Here is a 17,347-nt window from a genome sequence, read left to right as displayed (position 1 = left end):
CATGAACACGACAGACCTGCGCCGTGTGCGCGTCGCGCTCGCCGCCTGCGTGCTGAGCGCACTGGTTGCCGGGTGCGGCGGCGACGATGCGTCGAGCGGCACGCCCGCGAGCGCCGCAAAGACGAACGCCGCACCCGCGGGTGCGGGCGGCGCGAGCGCGCCCGTGCCGATCGTCGCGCTGCCGGGCGCCGGCCCGTGCCCCGCATCGGGCACGGCCGCGCTGCAGTCGCCGTCGCTGAATTCGCAGCTGCGCTGCGCGCCGTGACGCGCGCGCCTTTCCGGGACGACCTTCCTTCTCGACCATGACCTCCATCGACCGCCGTTCGTTTCTCCGTGCCGCCGCTGCCGGCACGGCCTTCTCGATGTTCCCGCCGGCGATCCGGCGCGCGCTCGCGATTCCCGCCAACAACCAGACCGGCACGATCAACGACGTCCAGCACGTCGTGATCTTCATGCAGGAAAACCGCTCGTTCGATCATTACTTCGGCACGATGCCCGGCGTGCGCGGGTTCGGCGACCGCCTGACGATTCCGCAACCGGGCGGCACGCCGGTCTGGCAGCAGAGCGACGGCAAGCGCCCGGTGCTGCCGTTCTATCTCGACAGCACGAAGGGCAATGCGCTGCTCGTCGGCGGCGCGCACTCGTGGACCGATTCGCATACCGCGTGGGACAACGGCCGGATGACCGCATGGCCCGCGTCGAAGGGCGATGCGTCGATGGGCTACCTGCGACAGTCCGACCTGCCGTTCCACTTCGCGCTCGCGAACGCGTTCACGGTCTGCGACGCGTATCACTGCTCGCTGCACGGCGGCACGAACTCGAACCGGATCTTCCTGTGGACCGGCACGAACGGCCCGACCGGCTCGAACACGGCCGTCGTGAACAACGACGGCTGGGACGGCCTCGGCGCGTCGAAGACGGGCCTGACCTGGACGACCTATCCGGAGCGCCTGCAGGCGTCCGGCGTAAGCTGGAAGGTCTACCAGAACATGCCGGACAACTACACCGACAACCCGCTCGCGGGCTTCGCGACGTTCCGCAAGGTCAACGAGACCGTGCCGGGCTCGCCGAACGCGCCCTATACGCCGGCGATGGAAGCGCTGTCGCCGCTGTACAAGGGGATCGGCAACACGATGCCCGACGGCGGCTTCCTGCAGTCGCTCGCCGACGACATCGCGGCGAACCGGATGCCGCAGGTGAGCTGGATCGTGTCGCCGCAGGCGTATTGCGAGCACCCGGGCGCATCGACGCCGGGGCAGGGCGCGTACTACCTGCAGCGCCTGCTCGACACGCTGACCGCGAACCCGGACGTGTGGAGCAAGACCGTGCTGTTCGTGAACTACGACGAGAACGACGGTTTCTTCGATCACATGCCGCCGCCGAACGCACCGTCGCGCAACGCGGACGGCACGTATGCGGGCAAGTCGACCGTGACCACGCAGTACGAGTACTTCACGTTGCCGAACCCGCCCGGCGATTCGTCGCCGCTCGCGCCGGACGGCCGCCCGTACGGGCCCGGCCCGCGCGTGCCGATGTTCGTCGTGTCGCCGTGGAGCACGGGCGGCTGGGTCAACTCGGAAGTGTTCGACCATACGTCGGTGCTGCGCTTTCTCGAGCAGCGCTTCGGCGTGCAGGAGCCGAACATCAGCCCGTGGCGCCGCGCGGTGTGCGGCGACATGACGTCGGCGTTCAACTTCAGGAACCCGAACGGCAACCCGACGACGTCGCTGCCGGCGCCGACCAAGGCCGCGGCCGATGCGCAGCACGTGCAGCAGAGCCTGATGGGCGCGGTGCCGGTGCCGTCGGTCGGCGCGCAGCAGATGCCGACGCAGCCGCAAGGCACGCGGCCGTCGCGCGCGCTGCCGTACGAACTGCATACGAGCGCGAACGCCGACGTGTCGGGCGGGCTGCTGTGGCTCACCTTCAGCAACACGGGCACGGTCGGTGCGGTGTTCCATGTGTACGACAAGCTGCATCTCGACCGCGCACCGCGTCGTTATACGGTCGAAGCGGGCAAGCAGCTGTCCGACTCGTGGAGCGTGGTCGCCGACGACGCGGGCAACTACGACCTGTGGGTGCTCGGGCCGAACGGCTTCCTGCGCGAATTCCAGGGCAACGTCGCGAAGGCCGCGAGCGGGCCCGTGCCGGAGATTCGCGTGTGCTACGACCCGGCCAACGACGCCGTGTACCTGACGATCATGAACGTCGGCAATGCGGCGAGCCAGGTCACGGTCACGTCGAACGCGTACCGCACCGACGGCCCGTGGAGTTACGCGGTGCCGGCCGGCATGCAGGTCGAGCCGTACTGGACGCTTGCCGCGTCGAGCGGCTGGTACGACTTCACGCTGGCCGCCGAGAACGGCCTCGTGCGCCGCTTCGCGGGCCGCGTCGAGACCGGCAAGGACAGCATCAGCGATCCGGCGATGGGCGTGTCCAGCTGACCGGCGCCGGCCGCGTGGCCGGCGTCGCATCACCGGTTGCCGCCGGCGCGCCGACCCGCGCCGGCGGCTTGGGTGCGCGGCCTCGCGTCGACGGGGCCGCGCGTTTTTCATTCCTCTCCGTTCACACACGCTTCATTCGATGCCGCAACTCGCGCTTTTCGATCTCGACCTCACCCTCATTCCGTTCGACAGCGACCAGGCCTGGGGCCGTTTCATGGTCGAACACGGCCTCGTCGATGCCGCCGAATTCGACCGGCTCGACGCCGCGTTCTCGGCCGGTTATGCGGCCGGCACGCTCGATATCCATGCGCACCTGTGCGCGATGCTCGCGCCGTTGGCACGTCATTCGCGCGAGCGGCTCGCCGTCCTGCACGCGCGTTTCATGGACGACGTCGTGCTGCCCGCGATCGCTCCCGCTGCACTCGACCTCGTGCGCCACCACCGCTCACGCGGCGACCTGTGCTGCGTGGTCACCGCGACGAATGCGTTCATCACGCGGCCGATCGCGCATGCGTTCGGCATCGACGCGCTGATCGCGTGCGAACTCGAGACCGTCGACGGACACCCCGACTCGCGCTATACGGGGCGGCAGGCCGGCGTGCCGAGCTACCGCGAAGGGAAGATCGTGCGCACCGATGCGTGGCTTGCGTCGCGCGGCCTCGCGTGGTCCGATTTCGAACGCAGCTGGTTCTACAGCGATTCGCACAACGACGTGCCGCTGCTCGAGAAAGTGACCGATGCGGTCGCAACCAATCCGGACGAGCGGCTGCGCGCGCTCGCAACGGCGCGCGGCTGGCAGATCGTCGAGCTGTTCGAGACGGTGTGAAGGCGGGCGTCGTTACGTGCGTGACGGCGTACGCTCGTCGCGGCATTCGACATTGGCCATGAACGCGGTAATCAGCCGCGTATCGGCGCGCGCGTCGAGGTAGTACAGGTATTCGTGCATCGGCGGCATGTCGTCGGCGAGCGCGATCGCGCGCAGCTCCGGATGCGCGCCGACCTCGCCGCGCGGCATCAGCGTGCAGCCCATGTCGTGCCGCACGGCTTCGCGGATCGCTTCGCGGCTGCCGAGTTCGATCGCGTTCGCGGGCAGGCTGATGCCCGCATCCTTCAGCACGTGCTCCATCAGCGCGCGCGTGCGCGAGCCGGCCTCGCGCAGCAGCAGCGTCTCGCCGGTCAGCGCGGCGAGACGGGTCGTATCGCGCGTCGCGAGCGGATGCGAGCGGTGCACGACCAGCACCAGCGGATCGTTCGCGATCGTATGCCGGACGAAACGCGGATCGTCGTCGCGCTGCGACGACACGGCGACGTCGACGCGAAAATCGACCAGCGCGTCGAGCACCTGCTGCGAGTTGCCGATCTCGATGCTGATCTTCACGGCCGGATACTGGCGCCGGAACGCGGCGATCGCGGGCAGGATATAGAACGGGCCGGTCGTGCCGACGCGCAGGTTGCCCGTGTGCAGTTCGCGCTCGTTGCGCAGCGCGAAATCGATATCGTTCTCCATCTGCAGCATCTGGCCGATCATCGGCATCAGCGACGCGCCGGCGTCGCTGAGGTCGAGGCGGTTGCCGCGACGGTGGAACAGATCGACGCCGTAATGGCGTTCGAGCTGCTGGATGCGCGACGTGATCGTCGGCTGGCTCACGTCGAGGCGCTTCGCGGCCGCGGTCACGCTTCCCTGGCGGGCGGTTTCATAGAAGGCGGCGAGAAGCAGGGCAAGCATGGCGAGACACGGAACGAGACGAGCGGAACTTACCGGCCGCGCGTGTCAATTCCGTGTCATCGCGGTGGAGCGGCGTGGCAAATTGGGGCGCTATGTTGCGTGCGACACATGCCGGCCGACGAAGCGGTGGCGCTTACGCGGGCGGTTGTTCGTCGTACGCGACGAAGATCTTCCGCGTGTGTTCGACGACTTCCCACGTGCCGCGAAAACCCGGCGGAATCACGAAACGATGGCCGGCACGAACGGTCTTCCGGTTTCCTTCCGTGTCGGTGATCACGGACGTGCCCGCCAGGATCTCGCAGTATTCCGCTTCGGTGTACGCGACGTGCCAGCAACCGGGCGTGCTTTCCCAGATGCCGGTCGAGAAACGGCCGCACGGGCTCGCGAAACCCGGCGTGAGCGTTTGCAGCGGATCGCCCGCAATCAGCTTCTCGGGCGACACGCGGTACTGCGTCGGCTCGCCGCTCGGGATGAGCGCGTCGGTAATGGATGAAACGTCGATCATGATGGGCAGTCTTCGTCGAGTTGGAATGAACGCGCCGACGGCGCGTTCGTATGATTTCATACTTGCGGCCGGGCTGGTCAGTTGCCGGTTTTCAGTTGTTGCCACAACCGGTTCTCGAGCCGCGCGATGTCAGCCGAACGCGGCTTCGAGAGCGCCATCCTGTCGAGCACGTCGGCGGGCAGATAGACGTTCGGATCGTGCGCGACGGCCGGCGTCACGTACTGATGGGCCGCCTTGTTCGCGCTCGGATAGTAGATCTCGTTGGTGATGTCCGCGTTGACCTTCGGATCCTCGATGTAGTTGATCCATTGCAACGCGGCTTCCGGATGCGGCGCGTCCTTCGGAATGGCCATCACGTCGAACCACAGGATGCCGCCTTCCTTCGGGTTCGCATAACGGATCTCGTAGCCGCGTTTCGCCGCCACCGCTTCGCGGCGCGCGACGCTCACGTCGCCCGACCAGCCCAGCACCACACAGACGTCGTTGTTGGCGAGATCGTTGTTGTAGCCCGACGAGTTGAACTGCGTGATGTACGGGCGCACCTTCTTGAGCATCTCGAACGCCGTCTGATAATCGGCGGGGCTCTTGCTGTTCGGGTCCTTCCCGAGGTACTGGAGCGCGGCGGCGAATACGTCGTCCGGTGCATCGAGGAACGACACGCCGCAGCTCTTCAGCTTCGACACGTTGGCCGGATCGAACACCAGTGCCCAGCTGTCGAGCGGCGCGCTGTCGCCGAGCGCCTTCTTGACCGCTTGCACGTTGTAGCCGACCCCGTCCGTGCCGTAGGCCCACGGCACGCCGTACTGGTTGCCGGGATCGGATTCGGCGATCTTCTTCATCAGCGCGGGGTCGAGGTTTGCCAGGTTCGGCAGTTTCGTCTTGTCGAGCTTCTGGTAGACGCCGGCCTGGATCTGCTTGGCCATGTAGTTCGAGGTCGGCACGACGATGTCGTACCCGGAGCTCCCGGCCAGCAGCTTCGACTGCAACGTGTCGTCGCTGTCGTAGACGTCGTAGCGCACGCGCACGCCCGATTGCTTCTGGAAGTCGGGGATCGTGTTTTTCGCGATGTACTCGGACCAGTTGTAGACGTTCAGTTCGGCGTCCGACGCGCGGGCGGGCGTTGCCGACAGCGACGCGAAGCATGCGGCGGTCGCGATGGCGACGGGGAAGGCGAGACGAAAAACGCGGACGATCATGGTCACTCCCTTTCGAAACGAGGGCGGGGCGCTGCATTGCGCACGCGCGCCGCGGGGCGGTCGATGAGGCTCGCAACGGTTCGCTTCGAACCAGGGATGCACTGGCGGGCCTCGCCGGATATCGGGGATGACTGTATGCGGCGGGCATCCGGCTGTCTGTCCATGAAATCCGTACAGCCGGGCGGCGGTGTGCACCGGAAACCCGCGCGAGGGAATTGGCAACGCACTTTTGGCGTGGTAACGGTAACCGTCCCATTCTTCCGTGCATCGTATGACCGACCATGACGCCGACGCGACGATCGATATCCAGCTGGGCCAGCTCGTGTTCATGTCCGACGCGCTGTCGGCCGTGGCCGGCGCGATCGGCTCGCCGGAGTTCGTCGCGGTCGTGTTCGAGAACCTGACGCGCATCGTCGATTGCGATTCCATTCATCTGGATTACGAGGACGAGTCGCTGCTCGATCGCCGGGTCGGCTGGATCGGCAGCTACGGAACGTACCCGGACCAGATCGAGCGCACGATGACGCACTACTACCGCGATTTCGCGCGGATCGATACGACGTTCGACTGCATCCGCGGCGAACGCGATACGCAGTTGCTGCAGTTGTCGACGCTGCGCTTGAACCCCGAGATTCGACGCGCGTTTTACGACAGCGAGGACATTCACGACGAGTGCGTGGTCACGTACCGCGTGGACGAACTCACCTATGCGCTGTCGGTGTGTCGTGCGCGACGGCTGCCGCCGTTTACGCTCAAGGAGCTGAGCATCGTCCGGCATGTCGCGCTGATCGTGTTGCCGCTGGCTGTTGCGCATCGACGGATCGTCGGCGATCGGCCGGCCGATGCGGACGCGGCGCGCAGCAACGAAAGTGTTGCCGCGCAGCGGCTGACCCACGTGTTCGAGAAGCTGACGTCTCGCGAATCGGAGGTATGTGCGCGGCTCATTCGCGGCAGGAAGACGCAGGATATCGCGCAAGAACTCGGCATTCGGCCGTCGTCGATCGACACTTACGCGCGGCGTGCGTTCGCGAAGCTCGGCATCGAATCGCGCCGCCAGTTGCTGAACCTGCTGCTGGATCATGACGCGCTCGATGCGTCGTCGGCCCGGAGAAGCGATGCGTGATCGCCCGTTGTAGTCGTGACGAACGCTTATGATGAGCGGTCGACACGGTTACGCAGATGCGACACACGAGGAGAGCCGATTGAGCATCGCATGGGACGGAATCACGAGCGCCGACGTGCTCGGCAAAACGGAGGTCGCGAGCCGGCATGCGTTGGCCGACGCGGCCAGGAGCGGCGACTGGGCGACGATGCTCGACCTCGTCGCGAAGCAGCCCGAACTCGTCAATGCGACGCGGCTCGGCGGCACGTCGCTTTATGCGCCGCTGCATCAGGCCGCGTATGGCGGCGCGCCGAAGGAGGTCGTCGCCGAACTGCTGCGGCTCGGTGCGTGGCGCATGCTGCGCGATGCGCAACGCGAGCGCGCGGTTGATATTGCAGTGGCGCACGGGCATCGGCATCTGGTCGATTGGCTGACGCCGCAACCGAAACGCGTCGTGCCCGACGATACGCTGCTTGAAATCCAGCGCCATTTCCACGCGATGATCGTCGGCCGCATCACGCACCTGCGTGTCGACGCATTGCGCTTGCCTGAGCTCGAACCGCTGCTCGAACTCGACGCGCAGGCCGCACGCATGTGGTTCGCGGTGCCGGGCATGTATGGCGGATTCGGCTATTCGCTGCGCGCGGATGGCGACGCGGCCGTGCTCGTGTCCGAGAGCTGGAGCCGGGTGGTCGGCGGCTCGGGCCAGCGGCACGAGATCACGGCGAATGGTTGCACGCTGGTTGACGAGGGATTCGTCTGACGCGCGTTTCGCGCGGCGCGGCGAGCGCGCCGCCGCTCAAGCGACTGCCGTGTCGGTTGCCGTCACTGCCACTGCACCGCGCGCGGTCGAGCCAACCGCGGAAGCAGCACCCGCCAGCCGCCGATACCGCGCAAGCGCCCACAGCGGGAAGTACGCGGTATACCCGTGATACTTCAGATAGAAAATGCGCGGAAAACCCGGCGCATTGTGCGAGCGGTGCCACCAGAAACCGTCGTCCTGCTGCACCGACTGCAGATACGCGATGCCGCGCTTCACCGAATCGGATTCGCAATCGCCGAATGCCATCTGCGCGAGCAGCGCCCACGCGGTGCAGTTCGACGTGCTTTCGCCGCCATTGGTACCAGCGAGCTTCGGGTCGATATAACTGTCGTTCGTCTCGCCCCAGCCGCCGTCCGCATGTTGCCGTGCGCGCAGCCAGTCGAGCGCACGCGCGATATAGGGCTGCGACTTGTCCTCGCCGGCGAGTGCGAGGCCGGCCAGCACGCTCCACGTGCCGTACAGATAGTTCGTACCCCAGCGGCCCCACCAACTGCCGTCGGGCTGCTGCGTGCGTTTCACATAGTCGATGCAGCGCGCGAGCGACGCGCGGTCGTCCGCGCGCTTCGTCACGCCGAAGCACAGCAGCACGCGGCCCGACACGTCTTCCGTCGGCGGATCGAGCAGCGCGCCGTGATCGGCGAACGGGATCGCGTTCAGGTACATGCGATCGCAATCGGCGTCGAACGCCGCGAAGCCGCCGTTGCGCGATTGCAGACCACGCATCCAGTCGAGCGCGCGCGCGACGCGCGGCGCATACGGGTTCGTGCCGTCCGCGTTGCGATGCGTGCGGCCGCGGCGATCGAGCATCGCGGTGACGAGCGCGCTGTCGTCGATGTCGGGGTAGTACGGGTTCGCGTACTGGAACGCCCATCCGCCCGGCTCCGTCTCGGCCGGCGCGTTCTCGATCCAGTCGCCGCGCAGGTCGTTCACCTGCCGCTCGGCCATCCAGTCGTACGCGCGCGCGATGCGTGCGTCGAGTTCGTGCAGCGCGCCGGCCGTCTCGCCGGCTTCCGGTGCCGCCACGCCGCGCGCCTGCTCGAGCGCCATCGTGCTCCATGCGGTGTCCCACACCGGCGACAGGCACGGCTGGCAATACACGCTGCCGTCCGGCCGCGTGACCAGCAGCTTTTCCAGTGCGTTTTCGCAATCGCGCCGCAGCGGATGATCGTCCGGGTAGCCGAGCACGTCCATCATCTGGTAGCTGTACACGATTGGCGGGAAGATGCCGCCGAGCCCGTCCTCGCCGTTCATGCGCTCCGCGCACCACGCCTCGGCATGCCGGATCGCGTGCGCTCGCAGGCGCTTCGGCATCAGCGGCTCGATATGGCGAACCGTGCGGTCGAGCGCGAGGAACAGCTTGCGCATGCCGCGGGCGGGCGGGAAGTAGTGACGTTCGGCGTCCGGCGGCGTGACGAACAGCTCGCCGATCGAGATGTTGCGCGGATTGCGCGCGCGCGCCTTCAGCGAGCACAGCACCAGCAGCGGCACCATCGTCGTGCGCGCCCAGTACGCGACCTTGTACATCGAGATCGGCACCCACTTCGGGAACAGCACGAATTCGATCGGCATGAACGGCGCCGCGCGCCACGGCACCTGGCCGAACGTCGCGAGCAGGATGCGCGTGAACACGTTCGAGCGCGCCGCGCCGCCGAGCTTCAGGATCGCGTCGCGCGCGCGGACCATATGCGGCGCGTGTTCGCTGTCGCCGGCCGCCTTCAGCGCGAAATACGCCTTCACGCTGCACGACACGTCCGGCGCGCCGTCGACGTACAGCGCCCATCCGCCATGCGTGTCGAGCCGCTGGTTCGCGCGCAGGTAGCGCGCCATCTGCTCCTGGCGCACGTCGTCGATCTTGTCCATGAAATGCATCATCAGGATGTATTCCGCGGTGATCGTCGCGTCGGATTCGAGTTCGAAACACCAGCTGCCGTCGGGCTGCTGAAGACGCACGAGCGCGTCGCGTCCACGGGCGATGGCGGTGTCGAGCGCGGACCAGGAGGAGGGGGACGGTTTATTCATGCGGCGGATCATACCATCCAGCCGGAATGTTTATATTGAGACCCTCGGGTGCTACCATCCGCGCTATGAAAAAACGCCTCGAACCTGCGCCGCGCGATGTGTCCGTGCCTGTCGAACCGGCTGAAATGGCCGGCGCACGGGCGTCCGAAGGATCATCCGCGTCGGCGGTGGCCGCCGTCGCCGGTGTGCGGCGGAAAAAAGCGCCGGATCAGGTGCGCGCGCAGTTGCTGGCGGCCGCATCGGAGATCGCGACGCATCACGGCGTGGCCGCGTTGACGCTCGATGCGGTGGCCGAGCGTGCCGGCGTGACGAAAGGCGCGCTGCAGTATCACTTCGCGAACAAGCAGGGGCTGCTGGATGCGCTGTTCGGGCAGGCGACCGAGCGGTTCACCGCGCAGATGGCCGCGCGAATGGCCGCGGATTCGCGCGGCGACGGTGCGGCGGCACGGGCCTATCTGCATGCGGTGCTCGACGCGGCGAATCCGGCCGCGAGTACCGATGTGCTGCGCGTGCTGGTCGCGTCGATGATTACCGAGCAGGAGACGCGCGCGCGATGGTCGGTGCCGATGCGGGAATGGACGCGACCCGATCCCGTGCCGCTCGAGCAGGCCGCCACGCTGATGATCTGCCGGCTCGCGGCCGACGGGCTGTGGATTTCGGAGCTGCTCGACAGCGTCGAGGTATCGGCCGAGATGCGCGCGGAGATCGTTCGGCAACTGGATGCGATGAGCAAGGGTGTGTTTCCGAAGGGCGGCGATGGGGCGGCATGAGGCGCGTGCTTCGGGAGCCGGTCGCGGTTACGCCGAGGCACGGCGGATGGTTGGCGCGCGAAGGCGCGCGTCGTTCGCTGATGGTCGCGTAACCATCGGTGTCGATCTCGAACCTGCTTGCTCGCGATCGGGCACTTGGTTATTCTGCTGCACATGAACCGATCGCATACCCGCTCGATTGTTTGCGCCGCAATTTCGCCGGCGGGGTAGCCATCGACTGAATGCATGTCATCACAACCCGCCCGGAAGGCGGGTTTTTGCTTTCTGGGCATTCGATGGAGCGCCTGGAAATGCAGACCGGCAACAATCACACGACAGCCTCGAACGACGCGGTATTGCTCCACATGGTATGCGGCAAGATCGCATCCGGAAAATCGACGCTTACCGCGACGCTCGCGAGCGCGGAGCGGACCGTATTGATCAGCGAAGACGTCTGGCTCGCTCGCCTTTATCCGGGCGAGATCCTGTCGATCGACGACTATGTCCGATGTGCAACGCGCATCAAGGAGGTGATCGCCGACCACGTCGCCGCGGTGTTGCAGGCGGGCGTGTCGGTGGTTCTCGATCTTCCGTTCAATACGATCGTTGCGCGTGCATGGGGGCAGGCTGTTGCGCAGGCCGCCGGTTGCGACCATCGACTGCATTACCTCGATGTAAGCGATGCGGTTTGCAAGGCGCGTCTGCGCGTGCGCAATGCGCGAGGCGAGCATCCGTTCCAGGCGTCGGACGCCGAGTTCGAGCAGATCACGCGTTACTTCGTCGCGCCGGATCCGGCGGAAGGGCTGACCATCGTGGCTTATGACGAAGCGGGTTCGGTTCGCGCGCAGGGGGGACGAGCGGATAGTCGGTGCTGTCCGTGATCGCGCTGGCGCCGGCACGATTGATGCGATGAACGGTGTTCCGGCATATCAATGACTTCGATCAAGCCTATCGAAAATATCCGCGTTGCGACGGCGAAGATTTCCATCGGGACTGGAATCTAATCGATCGGTATACCTAGAATTGGTTGCGAGTACGTGAGTAATCACGGCTTGCGCCGCCGATTCCCAGACGGCAGATAGCAAACGCAACACCACGCAGGAAGCGCCGGAACACGGTGGAGCATCGGGGCTATCGCGGTCCGTTCCAAGGGCGGACTGCCGGAGCGACTGCGCGCCGCAGCAGGTTTGACGGTGCGTAGGGGCCGCGCGTCGCCACGGAGAGAGGCAGTCATGTCTGTCCCTACGCTGGATATCGGGGTCGTGCTGGCGGCGGCCATGGAGTCGTTCGTGTGGCGCTTATATAACTTGCACACGCAACTGCAATCGCCGGTCGGCTCGATCGGCGGCCCCGCAGGCCGGCATTCATCTCGTCACGCGCATGCGCGCAGTGTGCCGTCAGGCATTGCTGCGCCGCAATGCGCCGCAGCGTGGCGGGAGCCCCGCGGCGAAGGAATCATCGCGCATGCGGGCTTGCACATTCCGCCGGCGCTGCGCCGCGCGTCGGACGCGGCAGCACGCATCCCCTGGTTCGGCAAGCGGTTGAAACCCGGTCCGGAGCATCGTGAAACGGCCACGCCGATGCGTGATGCGTTCGAACACGTGCCGGTCGCGATCATCGGTTTCAACGAGCGCAATGAAATTGCTTTTGCCAATGAAAGGGCAATGGCGCTGTTCGGGTACCACGGCGATGCGTTGACCGGCGTGTCCGGTCGGATGCTGTTTATCGGCTGTTCCGCGGGCGTCGAGTGGGATGCGCGGGCGCAGGTTGCGCCACCCATGCCGCCGCGGGTGCAGTCGATGCAATCGGTGGTGGCGAGACGCAGCGACGGAGCGGAATTCCCGGCGGAAGTGACGACGAGCGAATGCTGCGTCGACGGCGCGCCGACCCGGCTCGCGGTGATCGTCGATCGCAGCGAGCGGGTCGAATTGCAGCGAAGCCGGCAGGAGCTCGCGCATCTCACGCGTATCTCCGCGCTCGGCGAACTGGCGGGATCGCTCGCGCATGAACTGAACCAGCCGCTGACCGCGATCCTCAGCAACGCGCAGGCCGCACAGCACTTCCTGGTGGCGGACCCGGTCGACCTGCACGAGCTGCGGGAAACCCTGAAGGACATCGTGGATGACAATTGCCGCGCGGGCGAAATCATCCGAAAAATGCGCGCGCTCGTCCGTAAGGGCGACGTGGATCTGCAGCCGCTCGACGTCGGCGGTGTCGTTCGGGACGTCGTGCTGCTCGTGCATAGCGACGCGATCATGCGCGGGATCCGGACGACGCTCGACATCGAAAACGAACTCCCGGTCGTGCGCGGCGACCGGGTGCAGCTTCAGCAGGTCGTGCTCAACCTTCTGCTCAATGGATTCGACGCGGTACACGACGGGCCTGCCGTGGATCGTGTCGTCACCACGCGGGTATGGGCCGAGCCCGATGGGGCCGTGCGCATCTGCGTGTGCGATCGAGGGCACGGACTGACGGTCGACCAACTCGACAGGATATTCAAGCCGTTCTTCACATCGAAGCCGCACGGGTTGGGATTGGGCCTGTCGATCAGCCGGACGATCATCGCCGCGCACGGCGGCCGTCTCTGGGCGGAAAACAATGCGGACCGCGGCGCGTCGTTCCATGTGGCGTTGCCGGCATCGGGTACGGCGGAATCGAACCACGCGCACCGGCAGCCATGAGCGATCCCGCTTCGATTGTCTTCATCGTGGACGACGACGCTTCGGTACGGCACGCGCTATCACGGCTCGTCCGGTCGTCGGGCTACCGCGCCGAGTCGTTCGAGTCGGGACGCGCGTTTCTCGACGCAGCCGACCTGACGAATTGCCCGGCGTGTCTGCTGCTGGATCTCCAGCTGCCGGACGTGAACGGGCTCGAAATCCAGCGCGCATTGAATGCAGCGCTGCCGATCATCTTCATTACCGGGCACGGCGATATCGGCACGACCGTGGACGCAATGAAGGCTGGTGCGGCCGACTTCCTGCCGAAGCCGGTCAGCGACACGGTTCTGCTCGACGCAATCAGGCGCGCGCTCGAGCGTTCGATGCAGATGGGCGAACGTCGCCGGGAACTCGCGAGCCTCCAGGCGCGCTTCGATCGCCTGACGCCGCGAGAGCGGGAAGTCATGACGCTCGTCGTGACGGGCCGCCTGAACAAACAGGTCGCCAACGATCTCGGCATCGCCGAAAAAACCATCAAGATTCATCGCGCACGCGTGATGGAGAAAATGGAGGCGGCGTCGCTGGCGGACCTCGTGCGCCTCGCCGACAAGCTCGGCTTCGGCGCTTCGACATCCATGCGCCCTGCGCGCTGACCTCCCGCTCGGCGCATCTTCCGTCACGACGCGGGACCAAAGTCTTATACCGGTTTCGCTTTGCGCCTGATAGCCTCAATTTGCGGGATCGCTGCGACGCGGTCAACGGCCGAATCCGGAATTCTCACAATGGGTAACGTCAAGCAATTCGTTGCGGTTGTCGACGACGATGAATCGGTGGGCCGGGCGATCAAGCGTCTGTTGCGATCCGTCGGCATCGGTGCGGACGCTTTTCAGAGCGGCGACGATTTTCTCGACACGCTCGCGTCGATGCCGTCATACCGCCCGGCTTGCGTGATTCTCGACATACAGATGCCCGGGCTCAATGGACTCGAGGTGCAGCGGCGCCTCGACGGCACCGGTGTGCCCGTGATCGTGATCACCGCCTACGACGACGTCGCCGTGCGTGAACAGGCGCTCGCGGCCGGGGCGATCGCCTATGTGCGCAAGCCGTTCAACGATGCACTGCTGATCAAGACCGTGTGCACGGCACTGGGTATCGCGTCGCCGTCGTGACGCCATATCCGCGCCGGTGCCGCCGGTGCCCTATGGGACCAAAGTCCCATTGTTCTTGATGAATGCGGCAACCACACTGGAATCCGACAACGTGCGGCCGATGTCATCGGCGATGGCGCGGGCTTGCACGATTGCGGGAATTCAACGGGAGTACGCATCATGATCGAATGCATACGCAAGCTGGCCGCGATCTCGCTGCTCGCCGTGACGGCGGCCTGCTCGACCAGTCAATCCGGTACCGAATCCGGGGACGCCGTCCTCGACCAGGATGCGCAGGCAGCGCTGGCGAATCTGTATGTCGCCACGCCGCAGGCGAAGGACGTAGCGGCCAAGGCCAAGGGCATTCTCGTGTTTCCGAGCGTGGTGCGAGCCGGGTTCATTGCCGGCGCGTCGCACGGTACGGGCGAATTGATCGAGGGTGGCAAGGTCACCGGATACTACGCGACGACATCGGTGACTTACGGTCTTCAGGCGGGTGTCCAGACCTACGGCTACGTGATGATGTTCATGTCGGACAAGGCACTCGACAACCTCAAGACGAGCCCCGGTTTCGAAGTCGGCATGGCGCCGACCGTCGTGATCGGCGATGCCGGTGCGGCCAGGAATCTGACGACGGCCACGCTGCAGTCGGATATCTACGCGTTCATCTTCGACCAGAAGGGATTGATGGCCGGGATCGGCTTGAGAGGATCGAAGATCACCCGCCTCAATCGATGAGGTAGACGCCGCTTGCCTGCCGCACGCAGGCGAACGGTGGCGTGGATGGCGGTCGGAAGACCGGGTGGAAGCGAGGCCACACATGGAATGCGCGTTGCAGCGATCGAACCCTGCACGGCCGGGCAAGCATGGCGCGGCCTGCAGGCGGCGATTCGCATCTTTCGCGACGGGTCTCGTCGCATTGACGCTTGCCGGCTTCGCTGTTGCGCAACAGCCGATCTTCTATCCCGCGAAGGGGCAGAGTGCGCAAAAGCAGCAGACCGATACGGCGGAATGCCAGGTATGGGCGAAGCAGACCACGGGCGTCGATCCGGTTGCCCTCGCGCAGCGCGCCGCCTCGCCGTCCGCTCAGCCGCCACCGCAGGGCGGCATGTTGCGAGGTGCCGCGGGCGGTGCAGCCATGGGGGCGGCGATCGGTGCGATCGCGGGCGATGCCGGCAAGGGTGCGGCGATCGGCGCGATCACCGGCACGGCCGGCGGCGGCATGCGCCGGCTGCGGCGGGAAGAGGCCGCTGCCCGGCAGGAGCAGGCCGTGGAGAGCAGCACCGCGAGCCAGTTGTCGACGTTCATGCGCGCCGTGACCGCATGCATGAACGGGCGGGGTTACACGAGCCAATAGTCATCGGAGCCGAGCGGTGGACGCACCATGAACAACCTCGTACGTACGGCGCTGGCGGCAACCTTCCTGCTGGATGGTGCGGGCGCATGCGCAGGTGATTTCGACGGAAGCAAGCCGTTGTTATGCGCGACGGTCGAGGCCCACGCATGCGATCCGGGTCTTGCTTGCGTGCGTGCGCTACCCGCGGACGTCGGTGCGCCCAGGTTCCTGTCCATCGATTTCAACAAGAAGACGATTGCCGGGCCCGCGCGCAGCGCACCGATTCAATTCATGGAGCAAGGCCAGAACCAGATCGCGATGCAGGGCACCGAACTCGGCTTCGCGTGGACACTCGTGCTCGACACGCGCGACGGGACCATCACTGCGACCCTTGTCAATCGCGAAGACGCCGTCGTGGTGTTCGGAGACTGCACGGCGAAGTAGCGTCGGGAATCATCCCATGAAGCCCGTAACCCTCATTCTCTCGATGCCGCTGATCGCGGCCCTCGCCGTCTGCACGGGATGCAGGAAGCCGGCAGCGGTCCCGAAGCTCGGCGAGCCTGAAGTGACGATCGTGACGGTCGCGCCACACGACACGCCGGTGGACTTCGAATTCACCGCGCAGACGCAGAGTTCGCACGAGGTCGAGATTCGAGCGCGGGTGGACGGATTCCTGGACAAGCGCACCTATGTCGAAGGTCAGATGGTGAAGTCTGGCCAGACGCTCTTTCAGATGGACCACAAGCCGTTCGATGCCGCGCTGCAGACCGCGAAGGGACAGCTCGCGCAGCAGCAGGCGAGGCTCAACGTCGCGAAGGAAAATCTGACACGGGTCAGGCCGCTCGCCGCACAGAACGCGCTGAGCAAGAAGGACCTCGACGACGCGGTCGGCAACGTGCAGCAGGCCGAGGCCGCCGTGATCGCCGCGCAGGGGCAGGTGCAGACGGCGCAGCTCAACCTCGGCTACACGACGATCAAGTCGCCGATCACCGGCCTGTCGAGTTTCGCCCGGCAGCAGGACGGCAGCTACGTCACGGCCACTGCAGCGGGACTGCTCACGTACATTTACCAGCTCGACCCGATGTGGGTGAACTTCAGCATTTCGGAAAACGAGATGCTCAAGCGCCGCGATGAAATTGCGAAAGGAAAGCTGCGCTTTCCGCCGAACGACGAATTCGTCGTGACACTCGTGCTGGCTGACGGTACGGAGTTTCCACAGCGCGGGCGGATCAATTTCGCGAATCCGGCATTCAGTACCGACACGGGAACGTTTCTGGTGCGCGCCGTGTTCGACAACCCGAACGGCACGTTGCGCCCCGGGCAGTTCGTGCGCGCGCGCGTGTCCGGCGCGACGCGGCCCGGCGCGGTGCTGGTGCCGCAGCGCGCTGTCCTGCAGGGCGCGAAGAGTCACTACGTGTGGGTCGTCGACAATGAATCGAAGGCGCATCAGCGCGTCGTCGAAGTCGGGGAATGGCACGGCGACGACTGGTTCGTCACCGACGGGCTGAAGGCCGGCGAGCGCGTGGTGGTTGACGGGGCGATCCGCGTGGCGCCGGATACGCCGCTGAAGATCGTTGCCGGGGCGCCGCCGTCGGCCGCGAGCGGATCCGGCGTCGCCGCGACCCAGTGACGGGGCGGCTTC

18 protein-coding genes are annotated in these 17,347 nt (G+C 66.0%); 14 read left to right on the top strand and 4 right to left on the bottom strand.

Annotated features, from left to right (window positions below):
- Position 1: 1 nt before the first annotated feature.
- The 3 genes from ACN22W_RS35430 to ACN22W_RS35420 all read left to right on the top strand — a co-directional run bounded on the left by ACN22W_RS35430 (position 2) and on the right by ACN22W_RS35420 (position 3,267).
- Complete coding sequence (locus ACN22W_RS35430; RefSeq protein WP_129517672.1) at positions 2-265, top strand: hypothetical protein; 264 nt, start codon at positions 2-4, stop codon at positions 263-265.
- A gap of 37 nt (positions 266-302) precedes the next feature.
- The gene (locus ACN22W_RS35425; RefSeq protein WP_419690668.1) at positions 303-2,441 is read left to right on the top strand and encodes a phosphocholine-specific phospholipase C; all 2,139 of its coding nucleotides are present in this window, start codon (positions 303-305) and stop codon (positions 2,439-2,441) included.
- Between the two features lie 139 nt (positions 2,442-2,580).
- Positions 2,581-3,267 carry an HAD family hydrolase gene (locus tag ACN22W_RS35420; RefSeq protein WP_419690667.1) on the top strand — a complete coding sequence of 229 codons (687 nt, stop codon included), beginning with the start codon at positions 2,581-2,583 and terminating at the stop codon, positions 3,265-3,267.
- Positions 3,268-3,279: 12 nt separating this feature from the next.
- Here the strand turns inward: ACN22W_RS35420 and ACN22W_RS35415 are convergent, their stop codons facing one another.
- From ACN22W_RS35415 to ACN22W_RS35405, 3 genes are all read right to left on the bottom strand, one after another.
- The gene (locus ACN22W_RS35415; protein ID WP_419690666.1) at positions 3,280-4,167 is read right to left on the bottom strand and encodes a LysR substrate-binding domain-containing protein; all 888 of its coding nucleotides are present in this window, start codon (positions 4,165-4,167) and stop codon (positions 3,280-3,282) included.
- Between the two features lie 133 nt (positions 4,168-4,300).
- Positions 4,301-4,672: a cupin domain-containing protein gene (locus ACN22W_RS35410; RefSeq protein ID WP_193102447.1), complete on the bottom strand. Its 372-nt coding sequence runs from the start codon at positions 4,670-4,672 to the stop codon at positions 4,301-4,303.
- A 77-nt stretch (positions 4,673-4,749) separates the two neighbouring features.
- Positions 4,750-5,868: a polyamine ABC transporter substrate-binding protein gene (locus ACN22W_RS35405; RefSeq protein WP_129517677.1), complete on the bottom strand. Its 1,119-nt coding sequence runs from the start codon at positions 5,866-5,868 to the stop codon at positions 4,750-4,752.
- 271 nt (positions 5,869-6,139) lie between these two features.
- Between ACN22W_RS35405 and ACN22W_RS35400 the strand changes: the two genes are divergently transcribed.
- Positions 6,140-6,991 (top strand): helix-turn-helix transcriptional regulator, encoded by an 852-nt coding sequence (locus tag ACN22W_RS35400; protein ID WP_412026072.1) that lies wholly within the window; start codon positions 6,140-6,142, stop codon positions 6,989-6,991.
- Positions 6,992-7,070: 79 nt separating this feature from the next.
- The gene (locus tag ACN22W_RS35395) at positions 7,071-7,733 is read left to right on the top strand and encodes an ankyrin repeat domain-containing protein (protein WP_419690665.1); all 663 of its coding nucleotides are present in this window, start codon (positions 7,071-7,073) and stop codon (positions 7,731-7,733) included.
- Positions 7,734-7,769: 36 nt separating this feature from the next.
- Here the strand turns inward: ACN22W_RS35395 and shc are convergent, their stop codons facing one another.
- Complete coding sequence (shc, locus tag ACN22W_RS35390; protein ID WP_419690664.1) at positions 7,770-9,824, bottom strand: squalene--hopene cyclase; 2,055 nt, start codon at positions 9,822-9,824, stop codon at positions 7,770-7,772.
- A 53-nt stretch (positions 9,825-9,877) separates the two neighbouring features.
- On the opposite strand from shc, the gene ACN22W_RS35385 reads away from it, so the two are divergent.
- The 9 genes from ACN22W_RS35385 (at position 9,878) to ACN22W_RS35345 (ending at position 17,335) form a co-directional block, all read left to right on the top strand.
- Positions 9,878-10,582 carry a TetR/AcrR family transcriptional regulator gene (locus tag ACN22W_RS35385; RefSeq protein WP_419690663.1) on the top strand — a complete coding sequence of 235 codons (705 nt, stop codon included), beginning with the start codon at positions 9,878-9,880 and terminating at the stop codon, positions 10,580-10,582.
- Between the two features lie 290 nt (positions 10,583-10,872).
- Positions 10,873-11,442, top strand: a complete 570-nt coding sequence (locus tag ACN22W_RS35380; RefSeq protein ID WP_419690774.1) for an AAA family ATPase — start codon at positions 10,873-10,875, stop codon at positions 11,440-11,442.
- 351 nt (positions 11,443-11,793) lie between these two features.
- Positions 11,794-13,242, top strand: coding sequence for an ATP-binding protein (locus ACN22W_RS35375; RefSeq protein WP_419690662.1), 1,449 nt, complete (start codon positions 11,794-11,796; stop codon positions 13,240-13,242).
- The gene (locus ACN22W_RS35370; RefSeq protein WP_419690661.1) at positions 13,239-13,874 is read left to right on the top strand and encodes a response regulator transcription factor; all 636 of its coding nucleotides are present in this window, start codon (positions 13,239-13,241) and stop codon (positions 13,872-13,874) included. The genes ACN22W_RS35375 and ACN22W_RS35370 overlap by 4 nt, the downstream gene beginning before the upstream one ends.
- 129 nt (positions 13,875-14,003) lie before the next feature.
- Complete coding sequence (locus ACN22W_RS35365; protein WP_193103088.1) at positions 14,004-14,390, top strand: response regulator transcription factor; 387 nt, start codon at positions 14,004-14,006, stop codon at positions 14,388-14,390.
- Positions 14,391-14,549: 159 nt separating this feature from the next.
- Complete coding sequence (locus ACN22W_RS35360) at positions 14,550-15,107, top strand: YSC84-related protein (protein WP_419690660.1); 558 nt, start codon at positions 14,550-14,552, stop codon at positions 15,105-15,107.
- A gap of 181 nt (positions 15,108-15,288) precedes the next feature.
- Positions 15,289-15,726 carry a glycine zipper family protein gene (locus tag ACN22W_RS35355; protein WP_419690659.1) on the top strand — a complete coding sequence of 146 codons (438 nt, stop codon included), beginning with the start codon at positions 15,289-15,291 and terminating at the stop codon, positions 15,724-15,726.
- 27 nt (positions 15,727-15,753) lie between these two features.
- Entirely contained in the window at positions 15,754-16,149 is a 396-nt protein-coding gene (locus tag ACN22W_RS35350; RefSeq protein ID WP_419690658.1) for a hypothetical protein, read from the top strand.
- Between the two features lie 16 nt (positions 16,150-16,165).
- Positions 16,166-17,335 (top strand): efflux RND transporter periplasmic adaptor subunit, encoded by a 1,170-nt coding sequence (locus tag ACN22W_RS35345; protein WP_419690657.1) that lies wholly within the window; start codon positions 16,166-16,168, stop codon positions 17,333-17,335.
- Positions 17,336-17,347 lie beyond the last annotated feature (12 nt).

It is taken from the genome of Burkholderia theae (genome assembly GCF_048565265.1).
Classification (GTDB): Bacteria; Pseudomonadota; Gammaproteobacteria; order Burkholderiales; family Burkholderiaceae; genus Burkholderia; species Burkholderia theae.
Note: the sequence above shows the minus strand (reverse complement) of the source record. Positions and strands in the feature narration are given on the sequence as shown.

Excerpts from the sequence above, each read along its gene's own strand:
- ACN22W_RS35430 (WP_129517672.1), top strand. The coding sequence starts at position 2 with ATGAACACGACAGACCTGCGCCGTGTGCGCGTCGCGCTCGCCGCCTGC.
- ACN22W_RS35425 (WP_419690668.1), top strand. The coding sequence starts at position 303 with ATGACCTCCATCGACCGCCGTTCGTTTCTCCGTGCCGCCGCTGCCGGC.
- ACN22W_RS35420 (WP_419690667.1), top strand. The coding sequence starts at position 2,581 with ATGCCGCAACTCGCGCTTTTCGATCTCGACCTCACCCTCATTCCGTTC.
- ACN22W_RS35415 (WP_419690666.1), bottom strand. The coding sequence starts at position 4,167 with ATGCTTGCCCTGCTTCTCGCCGCCTTCTATGAAACCGCCCGCCAGGGA.
- ACN22W_RS35410 (WP_193102447.1), bottom strand. The coding sequence starts at position 4,672 with ATGATCGACGTTTCATCCATTACCGACGCGCTCATCCCGAGCGGCGAG.
- ACN22W_RS35405 (WP_129517677.1), bottom strand. The coding sequence starts at position 5,868 with ATGATCGTCCGCGTTTTTCGTCTCGCCTTCCCCGTCGCCATCGCGACC.
- ACN22W_RS35400 (WP_412026072.1), top strand. The coding sequence starts at position 6,140 with ATGACCGACCATGACGCCGACGCGACGATCGATATCCAGCTGGGCCAG.
- shc (WP_419690664.1), bottom strand. The coding sequence starts at position 9,824 with ATGATCCGCCGCATGAATAAACCGTCCCCCTCCTCCTGGTCCGCGCTC.
- ACN22W_RS35385 (WP_419690663.1), top strand. The coding sequence starts at position 9,878 with ATGAAAAAACGCCTCGAACCTGCGCCGCGCGATGTGTCCGTGCCTGTC.
- ACN22W_RS35380 (WP_419690774.1), top strand. The coding sequence starts at position 10,873 with ATGCAGACCGGCAACAATCACACGACAGCCTCGAACGACGCGGTATTG.
- ACN22W_RS35375 (WP_419690662.1), top strand. The coding sequence starts at position 11,794 with ATGTCTGTCCCTACGCTGGATATCGGGGTCGTGCTGGCGGCGGCCATG.
- ACN22W_RS35370 (WP_419690661.1), top strand. The coding sequence starts at position 13,239 with ATGAGCGATCCCGCTTCGATTGTCTTCATCGTGGACGACGACGCTTCG.
- ACN22W_RS35365 (WP_193103088.1), top strand. The coding sequence starts at position 14,004 with ATGGGTAACGTCAAGCAATTCGTTGCGGTTGTCGACGACGATGAATCG.
- ACN22W_RS35360 (WP_419690660.1), top strand. The coding sequence starts at position 14,550 with ATGATCGAATGCATACGCAAGCTGGCCGCGATCTCGCTGCTCGCCGTG.
- ACN22W_RS35350 (WP_419690658.1), top strand. The coding sequence starts at position 15,754 with ATGAACAACCTCGTACGTACGGCGCTGGCGGCAACCTTCCTGCTGGAT.
- ACN22W_RS35345 (WP_419690657.1), top strand. The coding sequence starts at position 16,166 with ATGAAGCCCGTAACCCTCATTCTCTCGATGCCGCTGATCGCGGCCCTC.